Source organism: Nocardia sp. NPDC047038 (assembly GCF_040644075.1).
In the GTDB taxonomy this organism is placed as follows: Bacteria; Actinomycetota; Actinomycetes; order Mycobacteriales; family Mycobacteriaceae; genus Nocardia; species Nocardia sichangensis.
Genome location: NZ_JBEYVQ010000004.1, coordinates 1 through 19,703 on the forward strand (window position 1 = coordinate 1; position 19,703 = coordinate 19,703).

Consider the following 19,703-nt stretch of genomic DNA (forward strand, 5'->3'; position numbering starts at 1 on the left):
CCACCGAAGGAGGCCATCGGGTAGAACATCAACCAGGACCCACCACCTGCGGAATTCCGCGAGCGCGGGCACCGGGAATTACGTGAACGTCGACACACCTGCTGGACGTCACGATCACCGATTTGACCGCACTCGCTGCACGACAATCGAAGTCACCACCGACATCGGCTGGGTTGACCTGATTGGCACGAGCGTGCGGGCATGGGAGCAACACGGCGCCGTGGTACTCGGATACGGAGCCAGGTGAGGCCGCTGGGTGTCGCGGGTCGTGAAGCTGGCCTGCCTTTGTTGCGTCGCAGGGGTCGAGGTCAGCCCCGAACGGGCGAATCTGGTGTTTCTATGCCATAAGAACCACCGAACCTGTCAAAATTCACCCAAACTGGGTGTCCTTTATCCATTGACGGGCGCAACGATGCGAGGCAATGCTGAACTCGTGCCAAGGCAGAACGATTCGACTCGACCCGACTTTTGGGTCTACTACGTCAATGTCACTGCACGACCAGATAGATCCGGTCTGCGCTGTGCCAGCAGCGGTCTCCAATGCTTCGGGTCTCTCCGTCGACACCCAGCCAGTTGGCGGGATTCATTTGCAGCACAACGCGGTTCAGTGAGTATGCAGTTTCCGGCGGTTCTCTGTCCGACGAAAGTGTCCGATGGCCGACCCAGATGCGAAAACGTGTATGGTGACGTCATGGACACGAAAATTAGGCAGAAATGGGACAAACCGGGTGTCCGACTCCCCCTCCGGACACGCAAAACACGCATTCAGTGCATAGATGCACTGAATGCGTGTTTTTTGTTGCTTCCAGTGTGTGTTCTCGCACATGTCCGGACGTCTTTCGCCCTGTTTCAGGGCATGGGTGCCCCGTTTGGGTGTTTGAAGACTTGCCCGGACACATCCGTAAAGTCGGCAAGCGGTTGTCCGCGTCGGGCCGTGTCCGATGGGGGTTTGTACCGGTTGACCACGCTGGCGGGGGTGTGGATGCTGGAAGAATGTTGCCTGTCGGTGGCAGCGCTGGGGAATTCATCCGATGATCTCGGTCGACGAGGAGATGCGTGAACTGGCCAGTCGATTCCGGAATGTACGGCGGCATCAGCTCCAAGCCCGCCGATCCAGTCGCCGCCCAGCAGCCGGTGTTCCGCCCGTTGCGCAAGCCTGGGCCGCCTGTCGCGCCCGCGGGCGCTGCGGCGATGTACTACACCGTTACCACCATCGGCGGCAACGGTCGCTTGGCCGACAGCTCGCCGCTGAAAAAGCTTGGCTGGGGACCGAATCAGGCTGTGTCGATCGAGGTGGTCGATGAGGTGATCGTCGTGACCGAGAGCAGCGAGGGTCCCTATTCGGTGACATCCCAGCATCATCTGCACCTGCCCGCTGAGGTCCGCCGCTCCTACCGCATCCAGTCCGGTGACCGGCTACGGGCTGTCGCCGCACCCGAACATCGACTCCTCGTGCTCTACCCGCCCACCAGCATGCATCTCATACTCCACCGCCAACACCCACACCTGTGGACTCGCAGAAACCCCTAGACCCGGGCTCCCTCAACCACGCAACTTCCGGGCCGCCACCTGCACACTCGTCCCGGCGACAGCTCGCCGCTGAGGCGACCGAACCGACGGCACAGGACAGCATTAACCCCGACGAGCTACCCGAACCCCTACGACGCACCATCGAGCGACTGGAACAGATCGTTCTTCACGGCAAGCACGATCAACGACCCATGCCGACCATCCGCGAATACATCTCCCACGTTTCGGCATCAGTGCCAGCTGGCTCCCGCAACACCTACAGCGGCTACTGGAAGCTGGTCGAACAGGCGTGGGGCGAGCTCCGCCTCAACGAGCCCACAACGGCAGAAATCACCGACCTGGTGAAACAACACCAACGCCGCGCGGCCCCAAGATACAACGCAACCGGAACCGGTGGCGCGGGCGGGCTGATCGACGCCCTGCGCTGCCTCTACCGTTTCGCCGAATACGACGGACTGATCGACCCTCCGCAGAACTCAGCTCGCAAAGTCCCCCGGCCCCCGCAATCGCGCCGATCCAAACTACCGCTGAGCGTCGAGCGACTCCACGGACTCGCCGACATCACGGAAACAACAGGCAACGATCGAGAACTCGACGGCCTCATTGTGCGCCTGCACATGGAAACAGCCTGCCACCGCCGCAGCCCACTACACCTGCACATCTCCGACGTCATCCAAGAAGACTGCACCCTGCGCCTGCGCGACGAATCAGGCGACCTGCGCTGGCAACCCACCTCCCTCACCCTCCTGCAGCACCTGCTCGAACACATCGACACCCGCGGCGGCTCCCACACCACAACCCAAGTACTGCGCGACCACACCGGCCAACCGATCACCTACCGCCGCTACGACAACCTCCACAGCCGATTCCGCAAGCACCTTCCCTGGGCAGTCGAAGAACAAGTCACCGTCACCGGAATCCGATACACCACACTGAACTATGTAGAACGACAGTTCGGCAAAGCAGTCTCCCGCGCCTACGGCGGCCTCCACCACCGCAAAGGCAGAAACACCCTTTTCCCCTACAACCGCCCCGGCATCTACGACGTCGCCCGAGCACTGCAATCCCTCACCGGAGAAGAACACCCCCTCGCACACGGGCCCTTCCCTGGGCCCACCGAGCGGCAACAGCGACACGCAAACCACTGAGAAATCTTCGTCCAGCGGCTCCCTTACACGAGAAAGGCGTCTGTCTTGCCTTGGCTAAACAGACCCGCCCGGGTGAGGTTCCCCGCTTTCTCGGAGGGCTCTGACTGTGGTCCGATAGGACCGGAAGGAGTCATTCGTGGCAGTACCGAAGAAGTACCCGGACGAGCTGCAGGCGCGGGCCGTGCGGCTGTATCGGGAGTCGGACCCGAAGCCGACGATCCGGAAGCTGGCCGCCCAGCTCGGGGTGCATCACGAGGCGTTGCGACTGTGGATCCGCCAGGCCGATGCCGGCGAACGCGACGATCGGCCGACGACCGACATGCTGGCTGAGAACCGGGCCCTGAAGAAGCGGGTCGCGGAGCTGGAGCGGGTGAACGCCGTATTGCGCGATGCGAGTGCGTATTTCGCCTCGGAGCTCGGCCAGACCCGGCGGTGATCATGCGGTTCGTCAGGGAACATCCGCAGCACCCGGTCGAGCTCGTATTGCGGGTTCTGGGCATCGCGTCGTCTGGGCGCTGATGCCCAGGTCCGCAGCTACCTGCGCGACCGGACGTCCGGCGGCGACCAGATCCAGGACCTTGCGACGGAACTCCTCGGGATAACGCCTTGGCACGAACAAGTCTCCTTCGACGACTTCGTGACCAAGAGTCAAGCAAACCAACTCCGGCAAACCCGGGGAACATCACGCTCTCCGGATTAGCGGAACCTCAGGTCAAGCCTGGGCGATACGGCATTCATCTCAAATACTCCCTTCCATAAAAATCAGCTGCTCTACTGGCCAACGCTTCGTTCCGCCTGCAGCGCCGTAGTATCTACACTGTCGGGCTGCACCCACACTGCTGCGGGGCTGGCAGAAGCTGGTGAGTCATCCGAAGGGCGCTGGGAACGGTCGTTTCGTCCTTTCCGGCAAGCCAGCACATTGATCACTCCCGCCGCCACGGCAATCGCGATCATTGTCGACAAAGAGCTCGCGAAACCGGGTGCTCCGTTGAATGCCGCGATCAGTCCGTCTCGGTAGTAGGTCATCGGACTCACCGGATGCAGCCATTTGAATGGGGCGGGCAGCGTTTCGACCATCCACACGCCGCCGTAGGAGAAGACCTGAAGCATCATCCACGCGAGCGACCCCAAGGCTGCGGCGGCGTAACCGAAGAGCGTGAAGAGTACCGAGGTGACAGCCACGTTCATGACTGTCGCCGCACCGACGATCAAGACAACATCACCGAGTGACGATGGGCTCGGGCTCGGCGACAATACCTGCCAGATCACTAGTCCGATAACTCCCATGCTGATGAGGCTGATCGCGGTCGCTGCCCCGACGCGGCGGGCCACCATACGCACGGAGCGGGGGCGGTTGTCTCCGGTGAGATATCGATGTGCTCGGAAGCACATGAACACCACCACGGCGACCAGCGCCGACGATATCGTCAGCAATGCCGGCGCACCGCCCGGTCCGAAGAATTGGGCTTGTGCAACATATTCCGACTTGCTTGCGACCGGAGTGCTGAGCAGGTTGGCGAGAGTCTGCCGCTGGTTCTTGTCTCCCAGGCTGGGGATCGCCTGGGTTCCCTGACGCAGGCCGTTGCTCAGCGCACTTGCTCCGGAATCGACTTGATGGCTTCCGATCTGCAGTTGACGTGATCCGGACGCTGCCTGGCGCATACCGTCGTCCAGAAGTCTCATTCCGTCGGAGAGTTGCGTCGCACCTGTGCTCAGTTGCTCCCCACCGGCCACGAGCTGGTTCAAGCCATCGCGATAGCTTGCGGTCGGGTCGTTGAGCTGCGTTGCAATCTGCCGGCTCCCCGACCGAAGTTGGTCGAGACCGGTCACCAGAGCGTTCATCTGGTCGAGGCCGCCGCTGAGTTGATCCAGTACCGGGTCGCCGGAGCTGTTCGGCGGCAGCTGCGCCCGTGCCTTGTCTAGCATCGCTCGCAGGGCGGCGACGTTGGTTGCGGTGACAAGCTTGTCGATTCCGTCGGCGAGTTGGTTCGCACCGTTCCCGAGCTGGTCGGTTCCCCCGCGGAACTGGACGAGTCCATCGGCCAGTTGGTTTGCGCCCGTAGCCAACTGCCGACTTCCGGCGCTCGCCTGTTCGATACCGGGGGCCAGCTGAGAGTTGATGCCGTTCGCCAGCTGATCGAGGCCGGCGCTGAGTTGCCCGGTTCCCTGGGCCAACTTGTCAGAACCGTCGGCTGCCTGTTTGAGGCCGTTGCCGAGCGAGTCGACACCGTCGAGCACGGTGCCGACCGTGCTGCTGGCGACTCCCTGGAGTACGGCGGCATTTATGGCGCTCATCGCCGCCGCACCGATACTGGAGGCCTTCAGTGTATTGTTGTCGTTGTAGACGACGGTGATCAATGCTGGCGCCACCGTCGAGTTCCCTATTTTGGCGAGCGTGCTGCTGAAGTCTTTAGGTATCTCGACGACGAAATAGTAGTCGCCGCTGTCCAAACCCTTCATCGCGGTGTCGTGGTCGACAGCGCGGAAATCCAACGGATGTGTGGTGAGCAGATTCTGCGTGACACCCGCGCCGGCGCTGATTCTCGCGTCGCCCTCCCCGGTCGGCTGGTCCTCGTTGACCAGCGCGACTGGCATCTGCCCGACAGTCTCGGTCGGATCCCACATCATCCACATGTACAGCGCGGAGGCAACGAGCGGGATCGTCACTACCACTGCGAGAATCAATCGCAAGGTGCGCGAGCGTTGCACCCGCGATGCTGCAGAAGAATCGACCGGCTTCATTGCGGGCCCTTCCATCGAACTTTCGTACTTGACCAGGATTCACGCGACCGGACCGCGCTGCACGGCGGTGATCAGTCGGACGACGACGTAATTCAGCGCTAGCGGATGTTCCGAGAGCTCAAGCGAAACGCCATGAGAGCGGATACAGATCGAGAATTGCGCGTATATCGGTATGACGTTCGGCAGCTGCGCCGACAATGACCATGACGGACCCGCCGACCATCTCGGCGGTGACTGCGTCCGGATCGTCGAGCAGGTTCGCTTCCTCCAGAACTTCGAACACGATCCGCTTCGCCGCATCGCATCGCAACGCCGGCTTGTACGGCTTGCCGACGTCGGTAACCGGTAGAGAGTCGACCAGGTAGACAGCTTTGGGTACTGCCGCTTGCTCGGATACCCTGCCGCGCAACCACCCTGTGAGCTCGTCGCTGGAAATGTTTTGCGAGACCGTGACATACAGCACGGGGACTTCACCGGCGTGCAGGTCTGGACGCCCCACCGCATTGGCACCACTGACAGCGGGGTGCGCAAGTGCCGCGTCCTCGATCACGGCGGGATCGATATTGTGTCCACCCCGAATGATCAGGTCTTTGGCCCTGCCCACGAGGTACAGAAAACCGTCCTCGTCGAGTCGCGCCAGATCGCCGGTGCGGAGCCAGCCGTCGACAAGTTTGCCGTTGCCGTCGACAACCGCGTCGCCCTCGGCATCGGTCCGAAGGTAGCCCGCGAACACCGTCGGCCCCGAGATGCACAGCTCTCCGACAGCGTCGGCTCCTTCGACATCATGTCCGGTGTCGGGATCGACGAGCTTCATCTGCTGGTAGGGAAACCGTTGTCCCACAGCTCGATCACGCAGATAGCCCGGGAAGCTTCGAGCGCTTCCGCAGGTGGCTTCGGTCAGGCCGTAGCCCTCGCACAGCGGGACACCGGTGTGGGACTCGAATGCCGACCGCACCGCGGGTGGTAGTGCCGAAGCGCCGACGACCGCGAACTGGAGCGAGCTGATATCGGCGTCCACCGGCAGCTGCGCCAGCACCGAATACACCGTCGGCACGGCCGACAGGGTGTTGATCCGATAGCGTTCGATCATCTTCCAGAAGATTCCGTACAACGGCACATCGCGAAATCCCAGCGGGCCGGCCCAGTAGACGTGCTGGCCACGGAAAATCGGCGCCAAGGTGGTCACGATCAGCGCGTTGACGTGAAACAGCGGCAGCGCCGCGAAGAGATTCGCGTCGACTGCCAGATTCGTGTTCGCCGCGATCATCCAGGCGTTCACGACTTCGTTGCTGTGGGTGTGCACGGCCAGCTTCGGTGCGCCGGTGGTGCCGCCGGTGTGGAAGTACGCCGCCCGATCGGTGCCGACCGGAGCCGGGCCGGGCAGTTCGTCGCGGGGACGGTCGCGGGCCAGCTCGTCGAGGTAGCCGACGGTCACCCCGTCGATCGGTTCGAGGGTCTCGCGTTCGCCCAGCACTCCGGTGGGAGTCAGTGCGAGAAGGGCTGTCACCGCGGATGACTGCTCGGCCAGCGTCCGCGCGAGCTGCCAGGCCGCGCGATCGAGATCCGGGCCGGCGGCGACGATCGTCCGGCTTCCCGATGCAGCGAGCAGCGACGAAGCGTGCTGGACTGTCAGCGAGGGGTTGATCGGGGCGGCGATGCCGACCGCCTCGGCAGCCAGCAGTGCGATCTGAAGGTCGGCACAGTTCGGCGAGATGAGGGTGACAGCATCGCCACGGCGAACGCCCTCGGAGTACAGCACGTGCGCCACCGCGTGTACCTGTGCGAGTAGCTCGGCATAGGTGAGCGTCCGCAGCTCGGTCCAGTGGGCCGCGTCGGGCATATGCGAGATCGCCGGCAGCTCCGCATACCGTCCGGCAGAACGGGTGAGCAGATCGTAGGTCGTTTCCGGGAGGCCCCGCTCACTGAGCGGGACGTCCTCGATCAGGAGTAGGTCGGTGTAGCTGTCGTAGCGGGGCCAGAGCAGATCGACGGATGCGGTCATGTCAAGTATCCAAAGGTCGGGTGAACTTCGTGGTTCAGCGGGCGAAGCGGACGGTTGAGCGCTGACGGCCGAGGTCGATGGCCGCGTCGTCGGTCGCGATGCGAACCTCCACCACATCGCCGTCTTGCAGGTACTTAGGGTTGGCGGCCTGCCGCTTGAAGAAGGCTTTCCATTTCACTTGCGGCGGCAGCAGCGAGCCGATGATCTCGATCGGTTTCGGTGGCGCCGACAACGCGGTTCCGACGGGAGTGCCGGTCATCAGGACGTCGCCGGGATCGAGCCGCTGGAACCCGGTCAGGGTGTTGAGTGCCTGCACCGGACTGCTGATCATGTCACCTGCGACCAATCCGTCCTGACGGATCTGGCCGTTGACCCAGAGTTGCAGACGTAGTGCGTCGAACCGCGCCCAGTCCGCGTGGTCGAGCAGCACCAACCTGGGACCGATCGGAGTGAACGTGGGATACGACTTCGCCTCGTAGTACTGCGTTTTCGGCAACTGGATATCGCGGGCGCTGACATCGTTGGTCACCACCAATCCGGCGGCATAGTGACCGATGTTCTCGGCGGTGATCACCGTTCCCACCGGGACGGCCCGGCGGAAGACGATCCCGATCTCCACCTCGTAGTCGAGCAGCGAGGTGTGCGCGGGCTTCACGATGTCGTCGAAGGGCCCGCAGATCGATCCCGACGTTTTCCGGAAGAAGGTCGGTGCCAGGTTGTCCGGATCCAGTCCGGCATCGCGGGCGTGGCTGGCGAAGTTCGTCATCTGCGCGACCACGCGACAGGGTGTGGTGACCGGAGAGACCAGGGCCAGATCGTTGACCGAGGTCGGTGACTCGGCCGGAGCCCCGAGTTGCTCGGAGAGGCTGTCGATCGACTCGAGCAGCTGGGCGGTCGTCGAGGCATCGGTGCGAATCGGCACTGCGCCGGAGGCTGTTTCGAACCACCAGTGCTCGGCAGTCCGCAGGATCGAAATCGTCATGAACGGGCAACTTTCAATAGACCGAGGAATCGGTTGACGTCGAATTCGTTCTCGGGCTCGCGCAGAGCCTGTACGACAGCGCGGATCAACTGCGGCGTCGGCCGCGCGTCGAGGAAGTCGAGAGTCACCGACGGACCCCATTGCGACAGGCCGCTTGCGCCCATCTGCGCCCAGCCGGCCGGCACGGTGTTGTCGAACTTGTCGCTGTCGGCGAAATGTTCGACCATCAGATGGTCGGGGTCGCGCCAGTAGTCGAAGATCTGACTGCCCTGGATGTGGCGGCCGATGCCCCAGGCGTGGTGATGGCCTTGTTCGGCCAGGTAGGCGCCGCCGGCAGCGACCGCGTCCAGATCTGCCACCTGATACGCGGAGTGCACGTATCGGGACTGTGGGCCGAGGGTGAGCGCCAGCGTGTGATGATCGGCCGGTGTCGACCCGCGGTCACAGCGGATGAAGGCCATCGTCGGCCCGCGTTCGCGCTGCCCCGGAAAGTACAGGTAGTCGCTGACGATGAGCCCGAGATTGCGCAGATACCACTCCAGATTGGCCACGAAGCGCGGGGTTTCCACCACGACGTGCCCCAGCCGCTGGACCCGTGCGGGTTCACGAGCAGGTCGCTGCACCCTGTTGATCCTGCTCAGCTGAGAGCCCTGGTTCCAGGTGAGGGCCTCCTGGTCGGGCAATCCGCTCAGTTGCGGGACATCTGCCACGACTCGCACCGGCCCACCGTCCGGATTACGCAGAAGCACCTCGCGGCATCCCATTTCGGCATTGGTTCGCACCAGGGTGTCGTGGGCGCGTGCCAAACGGTCGAGGTCGACCGCGTCTGCGGCACGGAACACGGGGCCGATGTAGCGCGACTGTGCGGCCTTGCGGATGACCACGCAGACCGACCCAGCCCAGCTTCCCCTCAGGTGCAGTTCCCGTCCGGTCCGCAGTGCGACCGAGAAGCCGAAGTCACGAGCGAACCGCTCGGCTCGATCCAGGTCGGGCTTCTCGAATTCGATCCATGCCAGATCCTCGACCTTGATGACGGGATCGACGGCACGATCGGCACGTTCACCTCGATGTGCTCCGTCTTCGCTGTGCAGGCCGACATGCGCGTCGGCGGTCGCCGGTACGGTCATCGGGTGTCCTTTCGCTCCTGACCGGCGCCACTCGGGGCACGCGGTGGCATTACCGTCCTATTCACAGCGACTCTGGTCCCAGTCGTCCCCAGAAAACGAAAAGCGCTGCGGCAGCGATGATCAGCGTCACCGGCACCTTCACGGACTCGCGGTGGCGGACATGGACGACCGTTGCTCCGATCATCACCACGATCACGCCCGCAGCGGCCGCAGGTGTGAGGGCGGGAGCGATACCCACCGCGGCCGGCACGAGCAGCCCGATGGCGGCGGCGACCTCCGCCGCACCGAGCAGTCGCACCGCGACCGGAGGAAACGCATGGACCCATTCACCCAGCGTCTGTGCAAGCACGTCGATGGGCCGGGCCAGTTTGACCGCTCCCGCTGTGGCGAAGATCGCCGCCAAGAGCGCTTGAGTGATCCAGAGCGCGAGATTCATATGCTTTCGTGATCTGTCGTAATGACTATCGGTTGTGTGCGCCGCGGATGCGGTCGACAACGCGGATCGGGTCTGCGGGTGCCTCGTCGCCACGCCACGCCACGTGTTGATCCGGGCGCACCAGAACAAGGTCGCGTTCATAGAGCCTGCGAGCATGCGCATCGCGGATGTCGACCACTTCGAGCGGAACGCCCCGCTCAGCCGCCGCATCGATCAGGGCACTGACCTCGTGGTCGGCAAATCTCAGCAACGTGAAGCCACGGTGGAGGAGGTCGAACAGCGCGCGACCATCCTCGAGATAGATGCTGGGCGGGCGAACCCCAGGCCAGGTGCTCGGGGTGTAGGTGTCGGTTCGATACTGCGGCGCGGTGCCGCCGACCTCATGACAGACGATGGGAGAGTCGCCGTAGCGATACCCGCACTCGATACCGAGCGCTTCGTTCTCGAGATTCCCGAGATCGCTGATCTTACGCCCGATCTCACGACGAGTGCGCTCACCGTTCCAGCCCTCGCTGTGCATCGCTGCTCGGTAGGTGGACATGATGGCGGCCCGGACTACGCTGTGCCGGGCGGCTGCGTCGCGATTGCGGATTGCGACGTGCCGCCGCTCCTGCGCATAGGCCGACAGCAGCCCCGGCTCACCCCAGCCCTGAATCTGCGCGGCCAGCGCCCAGCCGAGTCCGACGGCGTCGCCCACCCCGGTGTTCATTCCGTATCCACCGGTGGGCGTCACCTGGTGGACGGCATCGCCCGCCAGCCATGTCCGTCCCCGACCGAACGAGTCCGCGACCACCAATCGCGGTGTCCACGCATTGGCAACCAGGATGTTCATTTCGAATCGAACCCCGAGTCGCTCGTACACGAACTCGCGGGGATCGATGGCGTCGGCGTCGGTACCCATCGCAAGCGGAGCGTGCAGAGTGTAGGTGTCCGCATCATTCTGCGAGATGACACTCCACCCCTCCGGCGACTGGAGATGCCACACGGCATCGAAACGAGTCAATGCTGAATTGTCCTCGACGGTGAAATGCACGAGGAAGAATCGGCCGTCGGGAGGCAGTTGGCGCATCGAGGCGTAGCTGCGGGCGAGCGTGCCGACGACGTCGACGAGGCCGATCTCCTTCGCGATCAACCGGCGCAGTTCGATCTCGTCGAGTCCGATGTCGAGTTGCCGGCGGACCCGGCTGTTCGCACCGTCGCAGCCGACCAGATACTTCGCCCGGACCGAACGCCGGGCACCGGTCGCGCGGCAAACCAGGTGTGCGGTGACGCCGTCGCCGGTCTCATCGAAGGCTTCCAGCGCCCAGCCGTAATGCACAGACGCATGACGCGACCTGGTCAGCAGCAAATCCCGCAGGGCCGGCTCGAGCAAGACCTGCGACACCCGCATCGCCGGCTCCAGCGGCAACGTCCCGTCGTTCTGTTGCTTGATTCGCTCGTGGGTGTGGTCCACGCCCGGATACTCGAACGATGCCAGCTCCCAGCCGACGGCGTTGGTCACCCAGCTCACCTTGATCGAATGATCGGCGGGCACAGCGACTTTGCGCAGATCATCGGCGACCCCGAGACGGCGATACAGCTCCATACTCCGGCCGTTGGTGATGTCCATCTTCGGGTGCCGGGTAGTGCTCTCGTTCTGTTCGACGAGCACGACGTCGATCCCGTGGAAATCGAGTTCCAGTGCCAGGGTCAGCCCGACGGGTCCGGCGCCGACCACCAGTACCACCGCATCCTCCGGCGGCTGCGACGTCCGCCGGTCACCTTCGGACCTCCTGGATGTGGGTCCGCTCATGTCGCGTTCCTTTCGTAAACTGCATCACAGTGAACATCACTGTTCAATACATGTCAAGTATGTTCAATACAGACGTCAACGCCGCCATCTGGACATTTCTGTAAACTGCAGTTCACCGAACGAAAGGCTCACGATGAACGGCACTGAGCGCCGCATCCAGGCAGCTGCGCTGAAGCTCTTCGCCGAGCGCGGCAATGCCGAAGTGACGATCAGCGAGCTGGCCGCCGAAGCCGGCGTCGCCCGGGGCACGCTGTATCGCAACGTCGAGTCGATCCCCGGACTGTTCGAACAGGTGCGCACCCAGCTCGCTTTCGACGTCCACAGCGCGAACGTCCGCGCGATGGACGAACACGGCGATATCGATCCGCCACTCCGGCTGGCGACGGGCACGCGGACCCTGGTTCGGCTCGCCCACGAAAATCCGGCGATGGGAAGGTTTTTCGTGCGATTCGGAATGACCGACGAGTCCTTCCGAGAGACCCTGCTCGGTCCTCCCCTGCGTGATATCGCCGCTGGTATCGAGTCCGGCCGTTATTCGGTTACCCCCGGCCAGGAACTCAGTATCGCGTCCATGTTGATGGGAACCGTGGTCAGCGCGATGTGGATGGTGCTCGAAGGGCATCAATCCTGGCGAGACGCCGGCGTCGGAGCTGCCGAACTCCTCCTCTGCGCTCTCGGGGTTCCACGAGCCGAGGCGCACGAACTCGCCCGGCAGCCGCTGCCCACCAGCCTGGCGGTGTAGCGGGAACCGGACAGTTCCAGGCCGTCCGCCCCCCGGAAGCACCCGAGGGCGGGCGGCTTGGACCCGGTGCCACTGGCCTTATCCTTCGGTGGCGCCCTTCGCAGGCGCTATGGTCCGACCCCACATCACCGACCGGCCACCGCGCAGAGTGTTGTCGCCGAGCTGATCGAAGTAGTGAAATCCCGTCCCGGCGGCACCCCACCCCCACGATGAGGCGATATGCACGGATCGAATGCGCCACCCACCGGAACTGTCGACCTGGAACTGCATCTCGTAGAGGCCTCCCTGCACACCGCCCGGGAACGACGTCAGAAAGTAGCTCGACAGCTCCGCGTGCCTGGCGTCGTCTGACACATCGATCGAGGTATTCGTCGCGTGATGCCGGAACCAGCCGAAGGGCAATGCGCGGTAGTGCTTTTCGATTTCAGCACGACCGCGGAGGCGAACTTCGCCACCGGTACCCGGCGGCTCGTTCATCGCAACAAGCTCGGCTTCGGGGTCGAACAGATGCAACAGCTCCTCCACCAGGCCCGCGTCCGTGAACTGGACATATCCGGTGAATGCCGCTCGCACGGATTCGACAGCTTCGAGTCGCTCGAGGCGCCGCTCGAGATCCATCGTCATCCCACCCCTCAACGCTGCCGGTTCGGATGGACGACCGGGACGGTTCGCTCGACCGTGAAGGCGTGCGCCGCGGTGACGTAGTCGCCCTGCACCGCGATGACCGGGGCGAGTTCGATCGAACCGAGCATGCGGTCGACATCGGCCCGGCTGTTTGCACCGAAGATCAGGACGGCGTGATACCGATGTTGCACGGGGTAGTCGTGATTCACCCCCGGGGACACATTGCCGAGTTTGGTGTAGGGCGTGAAGACGTACGCCCGCACATCCGTCCCGCCCGCGGCCACGACCGCAGGCGCCAGCGCGTCGTAGATATAGCGGCGGAACGCGCGGCCGCCGACACCTCGACGCCGACGGAACCACACCGCGGTACGGTGCGGCACCGAGTCGTCGTGCCCGGTAGTCCACCACCGACCACCGCTCGGCACCGTCATCTGCCCCACGACCCGTTCGAATGCGTTCTGCTCGTCGAGATACACCTCCCGCGCGTGCATGCCGGTCCGCAGCACGCCGATCGGGCTCGTGAACCGCATCTCCGAGCAGCCGTCGACGCGCCAATCCTCCGGAACGACCACCCCGACCGACGGCGCCGACGGCCAGTATCCGTGGTCGACCGGCGAGAAATGCTGCTGGCTGTACTCGATGATGTTCGGCAACTTCTTCACCTTTGCCGCGTGAGCGCCCATCCAGTACGCCGTGCCGTCACCACGGAGGATGTCCTTGCGCAGCATGAGCGGTGACACCATCGAAGTCGTGCGGGTCGGTGTGGAGACGCAAACTCGAGTCGATGTAGCCGTAGAAACTCGGGTCGATGTGGACATAGAAGCTCCTTGCATGGTTCGTTCGTTGGTTACGCTCGGACGTCCGGCGGCACGATTCGAGCTGCGATACGCGCACGTACAGTCCGCGGCAGGTGTCCGATGACCGCCGCGTACAGCCGGTAGATCCGGCCCGGCGAGTACAGGGCCTTACGGGCAGCCGCGGCGTCCAACGACTCGCGCGCCACTTGCTCCGGGGCCAGTACCAGCATCTTCGGGACGCGCCGAAGCGGATCGACGAGTCCGGCACGGTCGGTGAACTCCGTCTGCACGTAGCCGGGCATCACCGTGGTTGTCACGATCGAGCTGTCGTCCAGCTCGCCGGACAGCCCCTCGAAAAAGCTGTTGACGAAGGACTTCGTCGCGGCATACGCCGCGTGATACGGCACCGGCAACAGCGCATCCAGCGACGAAATCGTGAGGACGGTTCCGGCACCGTGACGCCGCATCTGGCACAGGGCGGCGTGAGTGAGCCGGATCGGAGCGACGACGTTGACATCGAATTGCACAAGTTCGGCATCGATTTCCGCCGTCGCGAACGCCCCGAATGTGCCGACCCCGGCGTTGTTGACGAGCAGATCGATGAACGAGCCCGTTCTCAGCCGCTCCTCCACGTTCGCCCTCGACTGTGGGTCGGACAAATCCGCCGCCAACACCTCGACCTTCACGCCGTGCCGCTCGCTGAGCTCGTCGGCCAGCCGGCGAAGGCGGGCCTCGTCTCGGGCAACGATCACGAGATCGACGCCGCGCGCTGCGAGCTCGCGTACCAGCGCCTGCCCGATTCCCGCCGAGGCGCCGGTAACCAGAGCACGCCGCCACGGCGCAGAGCGCGCAGCCGGCTGGAAATCGACCTTCATCGCACGCTTCCATCCTTCGCCATGGGCCCGCCGGCACCGTTGCCAGCAACTGGACGACAGAAGACCGCAGGCCACCAAATATCTGCAAGCGATCGCTCAACCTACACACAGAAGCTGCATTAGATACATGCTTGCGCTGAATTGAACAATCATGTTCACTATGGTGCATGCACGCCTGAGATGCAAGGCACAGTTCACGAGGTGAAACATGATGGTGAGGGCGAACATGGAGGGGACACAGTCCTCCTCGACCCGGAGTGAAGCATGACGGCCGCTGTCGCACGGCGGCTGCTCGAGCCGTTGCAGGTCGGTCCGTTGACCGTACCCGGCCGGCTGTTCAAGTCGGCAACCAGCGAGACCCGTTCCAGCAAAGACGGCTTTGTCACCGATCGGCTACTCGAGTTCTACGAGCCACTGATTCGCGCGGGTACGCCACTGATAATCACGGGCAATCTCTATGTCTCGCGGCAGGGGAAGTCCGCGGAGCGACAGGCCGGCATCGATGCCGACGACAAGAAGCCCGGTTTGCGTGATTGGGTGCAGCTGGCACACAGCGGGGGCAGCCTGCTGATCGCACAGCTGAACCACGGCGGTCGGCAGATCATCGAATCCGCCGTTCCGGGAGAACCGACGGTGTCCGCGTCCGCGGTCCGCGAACCGCTGTTCGGCACCAAACCGCGTCCGCTGCGCATCGATGAGATGCCCTCGGTGGCGAAAGCTTTTGCCGACGCGGCCGAACGAGCTCGCGACGTCGGCTTCGACGGAGTTCAGATTCACGCCGCCCACGGCTATCTGCTCAACCAGTTCCTGACGCCGCATACGAACCGGCGCACGGACGCCTACGGAGGCAGTCTCGACAATCGGATGCGACTGCTGCGCGAGGTGTACCAGGCGGTTCGCGAGCGGGTGGGCGACGACTATCCGGTTCTGCTGAAGTTGAACGGCACAGACGATTTGTGGCTTCGTAAAGGGGCGACAACCGAAGAGATCGTGCGCGTCGCGCAGGTCATGCAGGACGAGGGTGTCGATGCGGTCGAGATCTCCCGTGGTCACTACGAGTCGTGGCCGTCCACCGTCCTGGGCCACTATCACGGCTTCGTCCGAACCGAAGTAACCGAAGGGGGCGCGGCGAAGCTGCCCCGCCATCGCCGCATGCTAATGAGCGCTACAGCGCCTCTCGTCGAGGCCATTGCCGAGCGTTTCGCACCAGGCTCGGAGGGGTTCAACCTGCCTCAGGCACAGCAGTTCACCTCCCGGTTGACCATCCCTGTCATCTGCGTGGGCGGATTTCACACCGTCGCGGCGATGGAGGCGGCGATCGACGAGGGCCGCTGCGACGCCGTGGCGGCGGCACGCGCGTTCATTGCCGACCCCTTGCTGTTCCAGCACCTTCGAGCCCCGGACCCCGAGGCACCGGTCTGCGCCTACTGCAACGGGTGTATCGCGCGGCACGGCGGTATGGCGATCGACTGCTACAGCCCCGACCTCCGGTACCGACGCGACCTCATGTTGCGAACCGCCGGGATACCTTCCACATCTTCTCCCCTATCGCCTATCAGCAAGGACGACCAGCTATGAAATTCGGCAGACGACCGGCACCGCTCGAACTGGGCGGTGCATCGGTGGCAATCACCGGCGGCGCGGGTGGAATCGGACGAGCGATCGCCGAGCACTTCGCCCGAGCCGGGGCGCGGGTGGCCATCGGCGATCTCGATGCACAGCAGGCGAAGGAAACTGCCGCGGAAATCGGTTCCGGAGCAATCGGGATCGGGCTCGACGTCACCGACGAGGCGTCGTTCGGGGCCTTCCTCGACGCGGCCGAATGGTCGAACGGACCCATCGACATTGTGGTCAACAATGCCGGTGTCGACTGGATGGGACAGTTCCATAGCGGAAAGGACTCCACGTCCCGGCGGGAACTGGCCGTGAATCTCATGGGCCCGATCATCGGCTCGCGCCTGGCGCTACAGCGTATGCTGCCCCGCGATCGAGGCCACATCGTGAACGTCGCCTCCGCGGCGGGCCGCGTGCCACAGCCGGGCAGCGCGGTCTACACCGCCACCAAACACGGCGTCGTCGGACTCACGGAATGCTTGGCCCTGGAGTACCGCGACACCGGCATACGATTCTCACTCCTGCACCCGGGGTACATCCAGACCCGCATGACCGAGGGCACCCAGCGTCCGTCTGCGCTGGTGCCCGCCGCCACCCCGGACGACTGTGCGCGCGCGGTCGTGAAGGCCGTCCAGCACAATCGATTCAACATCTGGGCACCGGCCGGCCAGTGGGTGGGCATCAAGCTCGGACAGATCCTGGGCCGGGCCATCCGCGATCGCGTGCTGATCTCCATCCGGATCGGCAAAATCGCCGAGAACGTGGATACGACCGCCCGCAGGGAGTACTACGAAAAGGCGTTCGGCGGCGGTTCGCACGATCACCAGCACCACGCATAGGGCGGAGTTCGCCGAAACCTCCGCACAACCACGACGTGGGCGCGCTCCGGGAAGCGCGCCCACGTCCTACCCGAACCTCAGCCGACCGAGACGGTCTCCTTTGCGACGTCGGGCATCGCGTCGGCCGCCGGCCTCCGGCGCCCGGGTAGCAGTACCGCGACCGCGACGGTGCCGACCGCCAGCATGATCGAGGCGATCAAACTGGTGTGCGAAACCGCATGAGCGAACGCGGCATCAGCGGCCGAGACCAGCTGTGCCGCCTGCTCGGGCATGCCCGCGTGACCGATCTTCTCGGCCACGATGAGCGCGCCGCCAATGGAATCTTTCGCCGTATCGGCCGCAGCGGCGGGCAGTCCGCCGGCGATGTGCGGGGCGATCTGATCCCGGTAGTTGCTCGCGAGCACGGAACCGAAAATGGCGATACCCAGCGTGCCACCCAACTCGATGGACGTGTCGTTGACCGCGCCACCCACGCCGAGCAGACGCTCGGGGAATGCATCCATGATGGTGTCGGTGGCCGGGGAGACACTCAGGCCGATCGCAAGGCCCAGCAGAATGAGCGGCCAGACGAACGCCCCGTAGCCCGATTCGGAATCGACTCGGGTGAGAATCACCAGCGCCAGGGTGCCGACCGCCATACCCGCGACGACCATGGCGCGAAGGCCCAGCCGCGGGGTCAGGACGCCGGTGATCGCAGATCCGGCGAAGACCGCTCCCGCCAGCGGCAGCAGCCGCACGCCGGTGGACAGAGCGTCGTATCCGAGGACGAACTGCAGGTGCTGGGTGACGTAGTAGATCGATCCGAAGGCGGCCAGGAAGAACAGCATCACTGCGAGATTCGCACCCGCGAAGGCCCGACTGCGGAACTTGCGCACGTCCAGCATGGGGTTGGGGTGGCGCAATTCGCAAGCCACGAAGGCCGCCGCAGTGATCGCCGCGATGACGCCGGCGATCACGGCCGACGCGTGCCATCCATGGCGAGGCCCCTCGATGATCATGTACACCAGCGACGCGACCGCGATCACCGACAACGCTCCGCCCGGCAGGTCCAATCGCTGCGTCGTATGCGCCTTCGACGGGGGCACCAGCGCCAGCGCCGCAACCATCGACACCAGCGCGATAGGCACGTTGATCAGGAAGGTCGATGCCCAGCCGTGGTCGCGCAGCAGCCAGCCGGCCACCAGCGGACCGACCGCGATCGCCAAGCCGGTAGTCGCCGTCCAGATCGTAATAGCCACGGCACGTTCTCGTTTCGGGAACGTCGCCACGAGCAGCGACAGCGTCGCGGGCATGATCATCGAGGCGGCGGTGCCCATGACCGCGCGCGCCGCGACGACCCACGCAGCGGTGTCGACGAGCGACCCCAGTACCGCACCAGCCGCGAAGAGCGCCAAACCGGTCAGCAACATGCCGCGGCGACTGTACTTGTCGCCGATCGAGCCCATGAGCAGCATCAGTGCAGCGTAGGGAATCGTGTAGGCGTCGATGATCCATTGCAGTTGCTGGCTGGACAAGCCCAAGTCGACCGTCATATCGGGTGCAGCGACTATCAACGACGTATTGGTCATGACCCCGATCAGCACACTGAGGCACAGCACCACAAGAGCTGCCCACCGCCGACCGTATGTCGTCCCGGGTTCCACCGGGGCGGTGACTAACAGAGCCACGTCCACTCCTCTCACAAAAATGCACACTGATGTGCAATTGCACGATGATGTGCAATCTACGGGATTTGCACACAGTCGTGCAACTGTGGGAGTCTGGACGTGAAGGGACTCACATGACAGGAACGGAAATCATGACGTCGACGGCGACGCCAGGAAGCCGGGCGCAAGCCAATCGATCGCGGATTCTCGATGTCGCGGCCGAAGAGTTGGCTCGCAATCCCGCGGCAAGCATGGAGGACATCGCTTCCGCGGCAGGTGTGGTTCGCCGCACGCTCTATGGCCACTTCCCCACCCGCGATGCGTTGATCGACGGCCTTCTCGACCTGGCGTCGGATGACATCGCCGAAACACGAAGGGACCTGGACCCCAGCGAGCCGGTCGCTGTCACCTCCGCACGCTGCACAATCGCGCTCTGGCGGGTCGGTGACAAATACCGCCTGTTGCTGAAGCTCACCGAAACCGATCTCGGAGCACGGATCGAACAACGGCTGGCGCCGGTCCACGAGCACGGCACCGAAATACTGCGCCGTGGCCAGCAACTCGGAATCTACTCGAAACACCTTCCGCCGGAGGTGCTTTCACGCGCACTCGCAGGGCTGGTACTAGCCCTGCTGGAGGCGCGCAACACCGGCTCGTGGAAGGAACCCGAGCCGGACGTCGCCGCCGCACGCGCGTGCCTGATCACTCTCGGCATTTCTCCCGACGAAGCCGATGACATCGCCAGGACCGCAGCTGAAGCCGAAGACGCCCTGGCGAAGACCGGCGCGTAGACGGCCGGGCGCAATG

At 64.2% G+C, this 19,703-nt stretch carries 18 protein-coding genes; 7 read left to right on the forward strand and 11 right to left on the reverse strand.

What is annotated here, in order from left to right:
• Positions 1 to 1,056: 1,056 nt before the first annotated feature.
• The 3 genes from ABZ824_RS16445 (at position 1,057) to ABZ824_RS16455 (ending at position 3,114) form a co-directional block, all read left to right on the forward strand.
• Positions 1,057 to 1,530: a hypothetical protein gene (locus tag ABZ824_RS16445; protein WP_356963902.1), complete on the forward strand. Its 474-nt coding sequence runs from the start codon at positions 1,057 to 1,059 to the stop codon at positions 1,528 to 1,530.
• A gap of 233 nt (positions 1,531 to 1,763) precedes the next feature.
• Positions 1,764 to 2,678 (forward strand): site-specific integrase, encoded by a 915-nt coding sequence (locus tag ABZ824_RS16450; protein WP_356963903.1) that lies wholly within the window; start codon positions 1,764 to 1,766, stop codon positions 2,676 to 2,678.
• A gap of 136 nt (positions 2,679 to 2,814) precedes the next feature.
• Positions 2,815 to 3,114 (forward strand): transposase, encoded by a 300-nt coding sequence (locus tag ABZ824_RS16455; RefSeq protein WP_356963904.1) that lies wholly within the window; start codon positions 2,815 to 2,817, stop codon positions 3,112 to 3,114.
• 12 nt (positions 3,115 to 3,126) lie between these two features.
• Here the strand turns inward: ABZ824_RS16455 and ABZ824_RS16460 are convergent, their stop codons facing one another.
• The 7 genes from ABZ824_RS16460 to ABZ824_RS16490 form a co-directional block, all read right to left on the reverse strand.
• Positions 3,127 to 3,291: a transposase gene (locus ABZ824_RS16460; RefSeq protein ID WP_356963905.1), complete on the reverse strand. Its 165-nt coding sequence runs from the start codon at positions 3,289 to 3,291 to the stop codon at positions 3,127 to 3,129.
• A gap of 158 nt (positions 3,292 to 3,449) precedes the next feature.
• Positions 3,450 to 5,435: a YhgE/Pip domain-containing protein gene (locus ABZ824_RS16465; RefSeq protein ID WP_356963906.1), complete on the reverse strand. Its 1,986-nt coding sequence runs from the start codon at positions 5,433 to 5,435 to the stop codon at positions 3,450 to 3,452.
• Between the two features lie 103 nt (positions 5,436 to 5,538).
• A complete protein-coding gene (locus tag ABZ824_RS16470; protein WP_356963907.1) occupies positions 5,539 to 7,422 on the reverse strand; it encodes an acyl-CoA synthetase in 1,884 nt (627 codons plus the stop codon).
• A gap of 34 nt (positions 7,423 to 7,456) precedes the next feature.
• Complete coding sequence (locus tag ABZ824_RS16475) at positions 7,457 to 8,404, reverse strand: fumarylacetoacetate hydrolase family protein (protein ID WP_356963908.1); 948 nt, start codon at positions 8,402 to 8,404, stop codon at positions 7,457 to 7,459.
• On the reverse strand, positions 8,401 to 9,531 hold the full coding sequence (locus ABZ824_RS16480; RefSeq protein ID WP_356963909.1) for a 2,3-dihydroxybiphenyl 1,2-dioxygenase: 1,131 nt from the start codon (positions 9,529 to 9,531) through the stop codon (positions 8,401 to 8,403). The genes ABZ824_RS16475 and ABZ824_RS16480 overlap by 4 nt, the downstream gene beginning before the upstream one ends.
• Before the next feature lie 61 nt (positions 9,532 to 9,592).
• On the reverse strand, positions 9,593 to 10,108 hold the full coding sequence (locus tag ABZ824_RS16485; protein WP_356963910.1) for a DoxX family protein: 516 nt from the start codon (positions 10,106 to 10,108) through the stop codon (positions 9,593 to 9,595).
• A complete protein-coding gene (locus tag ABZ824_RS16490) occupies positions 9,993 to 11,759 on the reverse strand; it encodes an FAD-dependent monooxygenase (RefSeq protein WP_356963911.1) in 1,767 nt (588 codons plus the stop codon). The genes ABZ824_RS16485 and ABZ824_RS16490 overlap by 116 nt, the downstream gene beginning before the upstream one ends.
• On the opposite strand from ABZ824_RS16490, the gene ABZ824_RS16495 reads away from it, so the two are divergent.
• On the forward strand, positions 11,758 to 12,501 hold the full coding sequence (locus ABZ824_RS16495; protein WP_356963912.1) for a TetR/AcrR family transcriptional regulator: 744 nt from the start codon (positions 11,758 to 11,760) through the stop codon (positions 12,499 to 12,501). The genes ABZ824_RS16490 and ABZ824_RS16495 overlap by 2 nt on opposite strands.
• A gap of 78 nt (positions 12,502 to 12,579) precedes the next feature.
• Here the strand turns inward: ABZ824_RS16495 and ABZ824_RS16500 are convergent, their stop codons facing one another.
• The 3 genes from ABZ824_RS16500 to ABZ824_RS16510 all read right to left on the reverse strand — a co-directional run bounded on the left by ABZ824_RS16500 (position 12,580) and on the right by ABZ824_RS16510 (position 14,872).
• Positions 12,580 to 13,125 carry a nuclear transport factor 2 family protein gene (locus tag ABZ824_RS16500; protein ID WP_356963913.1) on the reverse strand — a complete coding sequence of 182 codons (546 nt, stop codon included), beginning with the start codon at positions 13,123 to 13,125 and terminating at the stop codon, positions 12,580 to 12,582.
• An 8-nt stretch (positions 13,126 to 13,133) separates the two neighbouring features.
• Positions 13,134 to 13,853 (reverse strand): hypothetical protein, encoded by a 720-nt coding sequence (locus ABZ824_RS16505; protein ID WP_356963914.1) that lies wholly within the window; start codon positions 13,851 to 13,853, stop codon positions 13,134 to 13,136.
• 119 nt (positions 13,854 to 13,972) lie between these two features.
• Positions 13,973 to 14,872 carry an SDR family NAD(P)-dependent oxidoreductase gene (locus ABZ824_RS16510; RefSeq protein WP_356964543.1) on the reverse strand — a complete coding sequence of 300 codons (900 nt, stop codon included), beginning with the start codon at positions 14,870 to 14,872 and terminating at the stop codon, positions 13,973 to 13,975.
• 225 nt (positions 14,873 to 15,097) lie between these two features.
• Between ABZ824_RS16510 and ABZ824_RS16515 the strand changes: the two genes are divergently transcribed.
• Both ABZ824_RS16515 and ABZ824_RS16520 read left to right on the forward strand, forming a co-directional pair.
• On the forward strand, positions 15,098 to 16,375 hold the full coding sequence (locus ABZ824_RS16515; RefSeq protein ID WP_356963915.1) for an NADH:flavin oxidoreductase: 1,278 nt from the start codon (positions 15,098 to 15,100) through the stop codon (positions 16,373 to 16,375).
• Positions 16,372 to 17,250 (forward strand): SDR family NAD(P)-dependent oxidoreductase, encoded by an 879-nt coding sequence (locus ABZ824_RS16520; protein ID WP_356963916.1) that lies wholly within the window; start codon positions 16,372 to 16,374, stop codon positions 17,248 to 17,250. The genes ABZ824_RS16515 and ABZ824_RS16520 overlap by 4 nt, the downstream gene beginning before the upstream one ends.
• A 77-nt stretch (positions 17,251 to 17,327) precedes the next feature.
• Here ABZ824_RS16520 and ABZ824_RS16525 read toward each other — a convergent pair whose 3' ends face one another.
• Entirely contained in the window at positions 17,328 to 18,917 is a 1,590-nt protein-coding gene (locus tag ABZ824_RS16525) for an MFS transporter (RefSeq protein ID WP_356963917.1), read from the reverse strand.
• Positions 18,918 to 18,994: 77 nt separating this feature from the next.
• Between ABZ824_RS16525 and ABZ824_RS16530 the strand changes: the two genes are divergently transcribed.
• Positions 18,995 to 19,687: a helix-turn-helix domain-containing protein gene (locus ABZ824_RS16530; RefSeq protein ID WP_356963918.1), complete on the forward strand. Its 693-nt coding sequence runs from the start codon at positions 18,995 to 18,997 to the stop codon at positions 19,685 to 19,687.
• Positions 19,688 to 19,703 lie beyond the last annotated feature (16 nt).

Coding starts and splice junctions, on each gene's coding strand:
- ABZ824_RS16465 (WP_356963906.1), bottom strand. CDS start 5,435: ATGGAAGGGCCCGCAATGAAGCCGGTCGATTCTTCTGCAGCATCGCGG.
- ABZ824_RS16470 (WP_356963907.1), bottom strand. CDS start 7,422: ATGACCGCATCCGTCGATCTGCTCTGGCCCCGCTACGACAGCTACACC.
- ABZ824_RS16475 (WP_356963908.1), bottom strand. CDS start 8,404: ATGACGATTTCGATCCTGCGGACTGCCGAGCACTGGTGGTTCGAAACA.
- ABZ824_RS16480 (WP_356963909.1), bottom strand. CDS start 9,531: ATGACCGTACCGGCGACCGCCGACGCGCATGTCGGCCTGCACAGCGAA.
- ABZ824_RS16485 (WP_356963910.1), bottom strand. CDS start 10,108: ATGAACGCGACCTTGTTCTGGTGCGCCCGGATCAACACGTGGCGTGGC.
- ABZ824_RS16495 (WP_356963912.1), top strand. CDS start 11,758: ATGTCGCGTTCCTTTCGTAAACTGCATCACAGTGAACATCACTGTTCA.
- ABZ824_RS16490 (WP_356963911.1), bottom strand. CDS start 11,759: ATGAGCGGACCCACATCCAGGAGGTCCGAAGGTGACCGGCGGACGTCG.
- ABZ824_RS16500 (WP_356963913.1), bottom strand. CDS start 13,125: ATGACGATGGATCTCGAGCGGCGCCTCGAGCGACTCGAAGCTGTCGAA.
- ABZ824_RS16505 (WP_356963914.1), bottom strand. CDS start 13,853: ATGCTGCGCAAGGACATCCTCCGTGGTGACGGCACGGCGTACTGGATG.
- ABZ824_RS16520 (WP_356963916.1), top strand. CDS start 16,372: ATGAAATTCGGCAGACGACCGGCACCGCTCGAACTGGGCGGTGCATCG.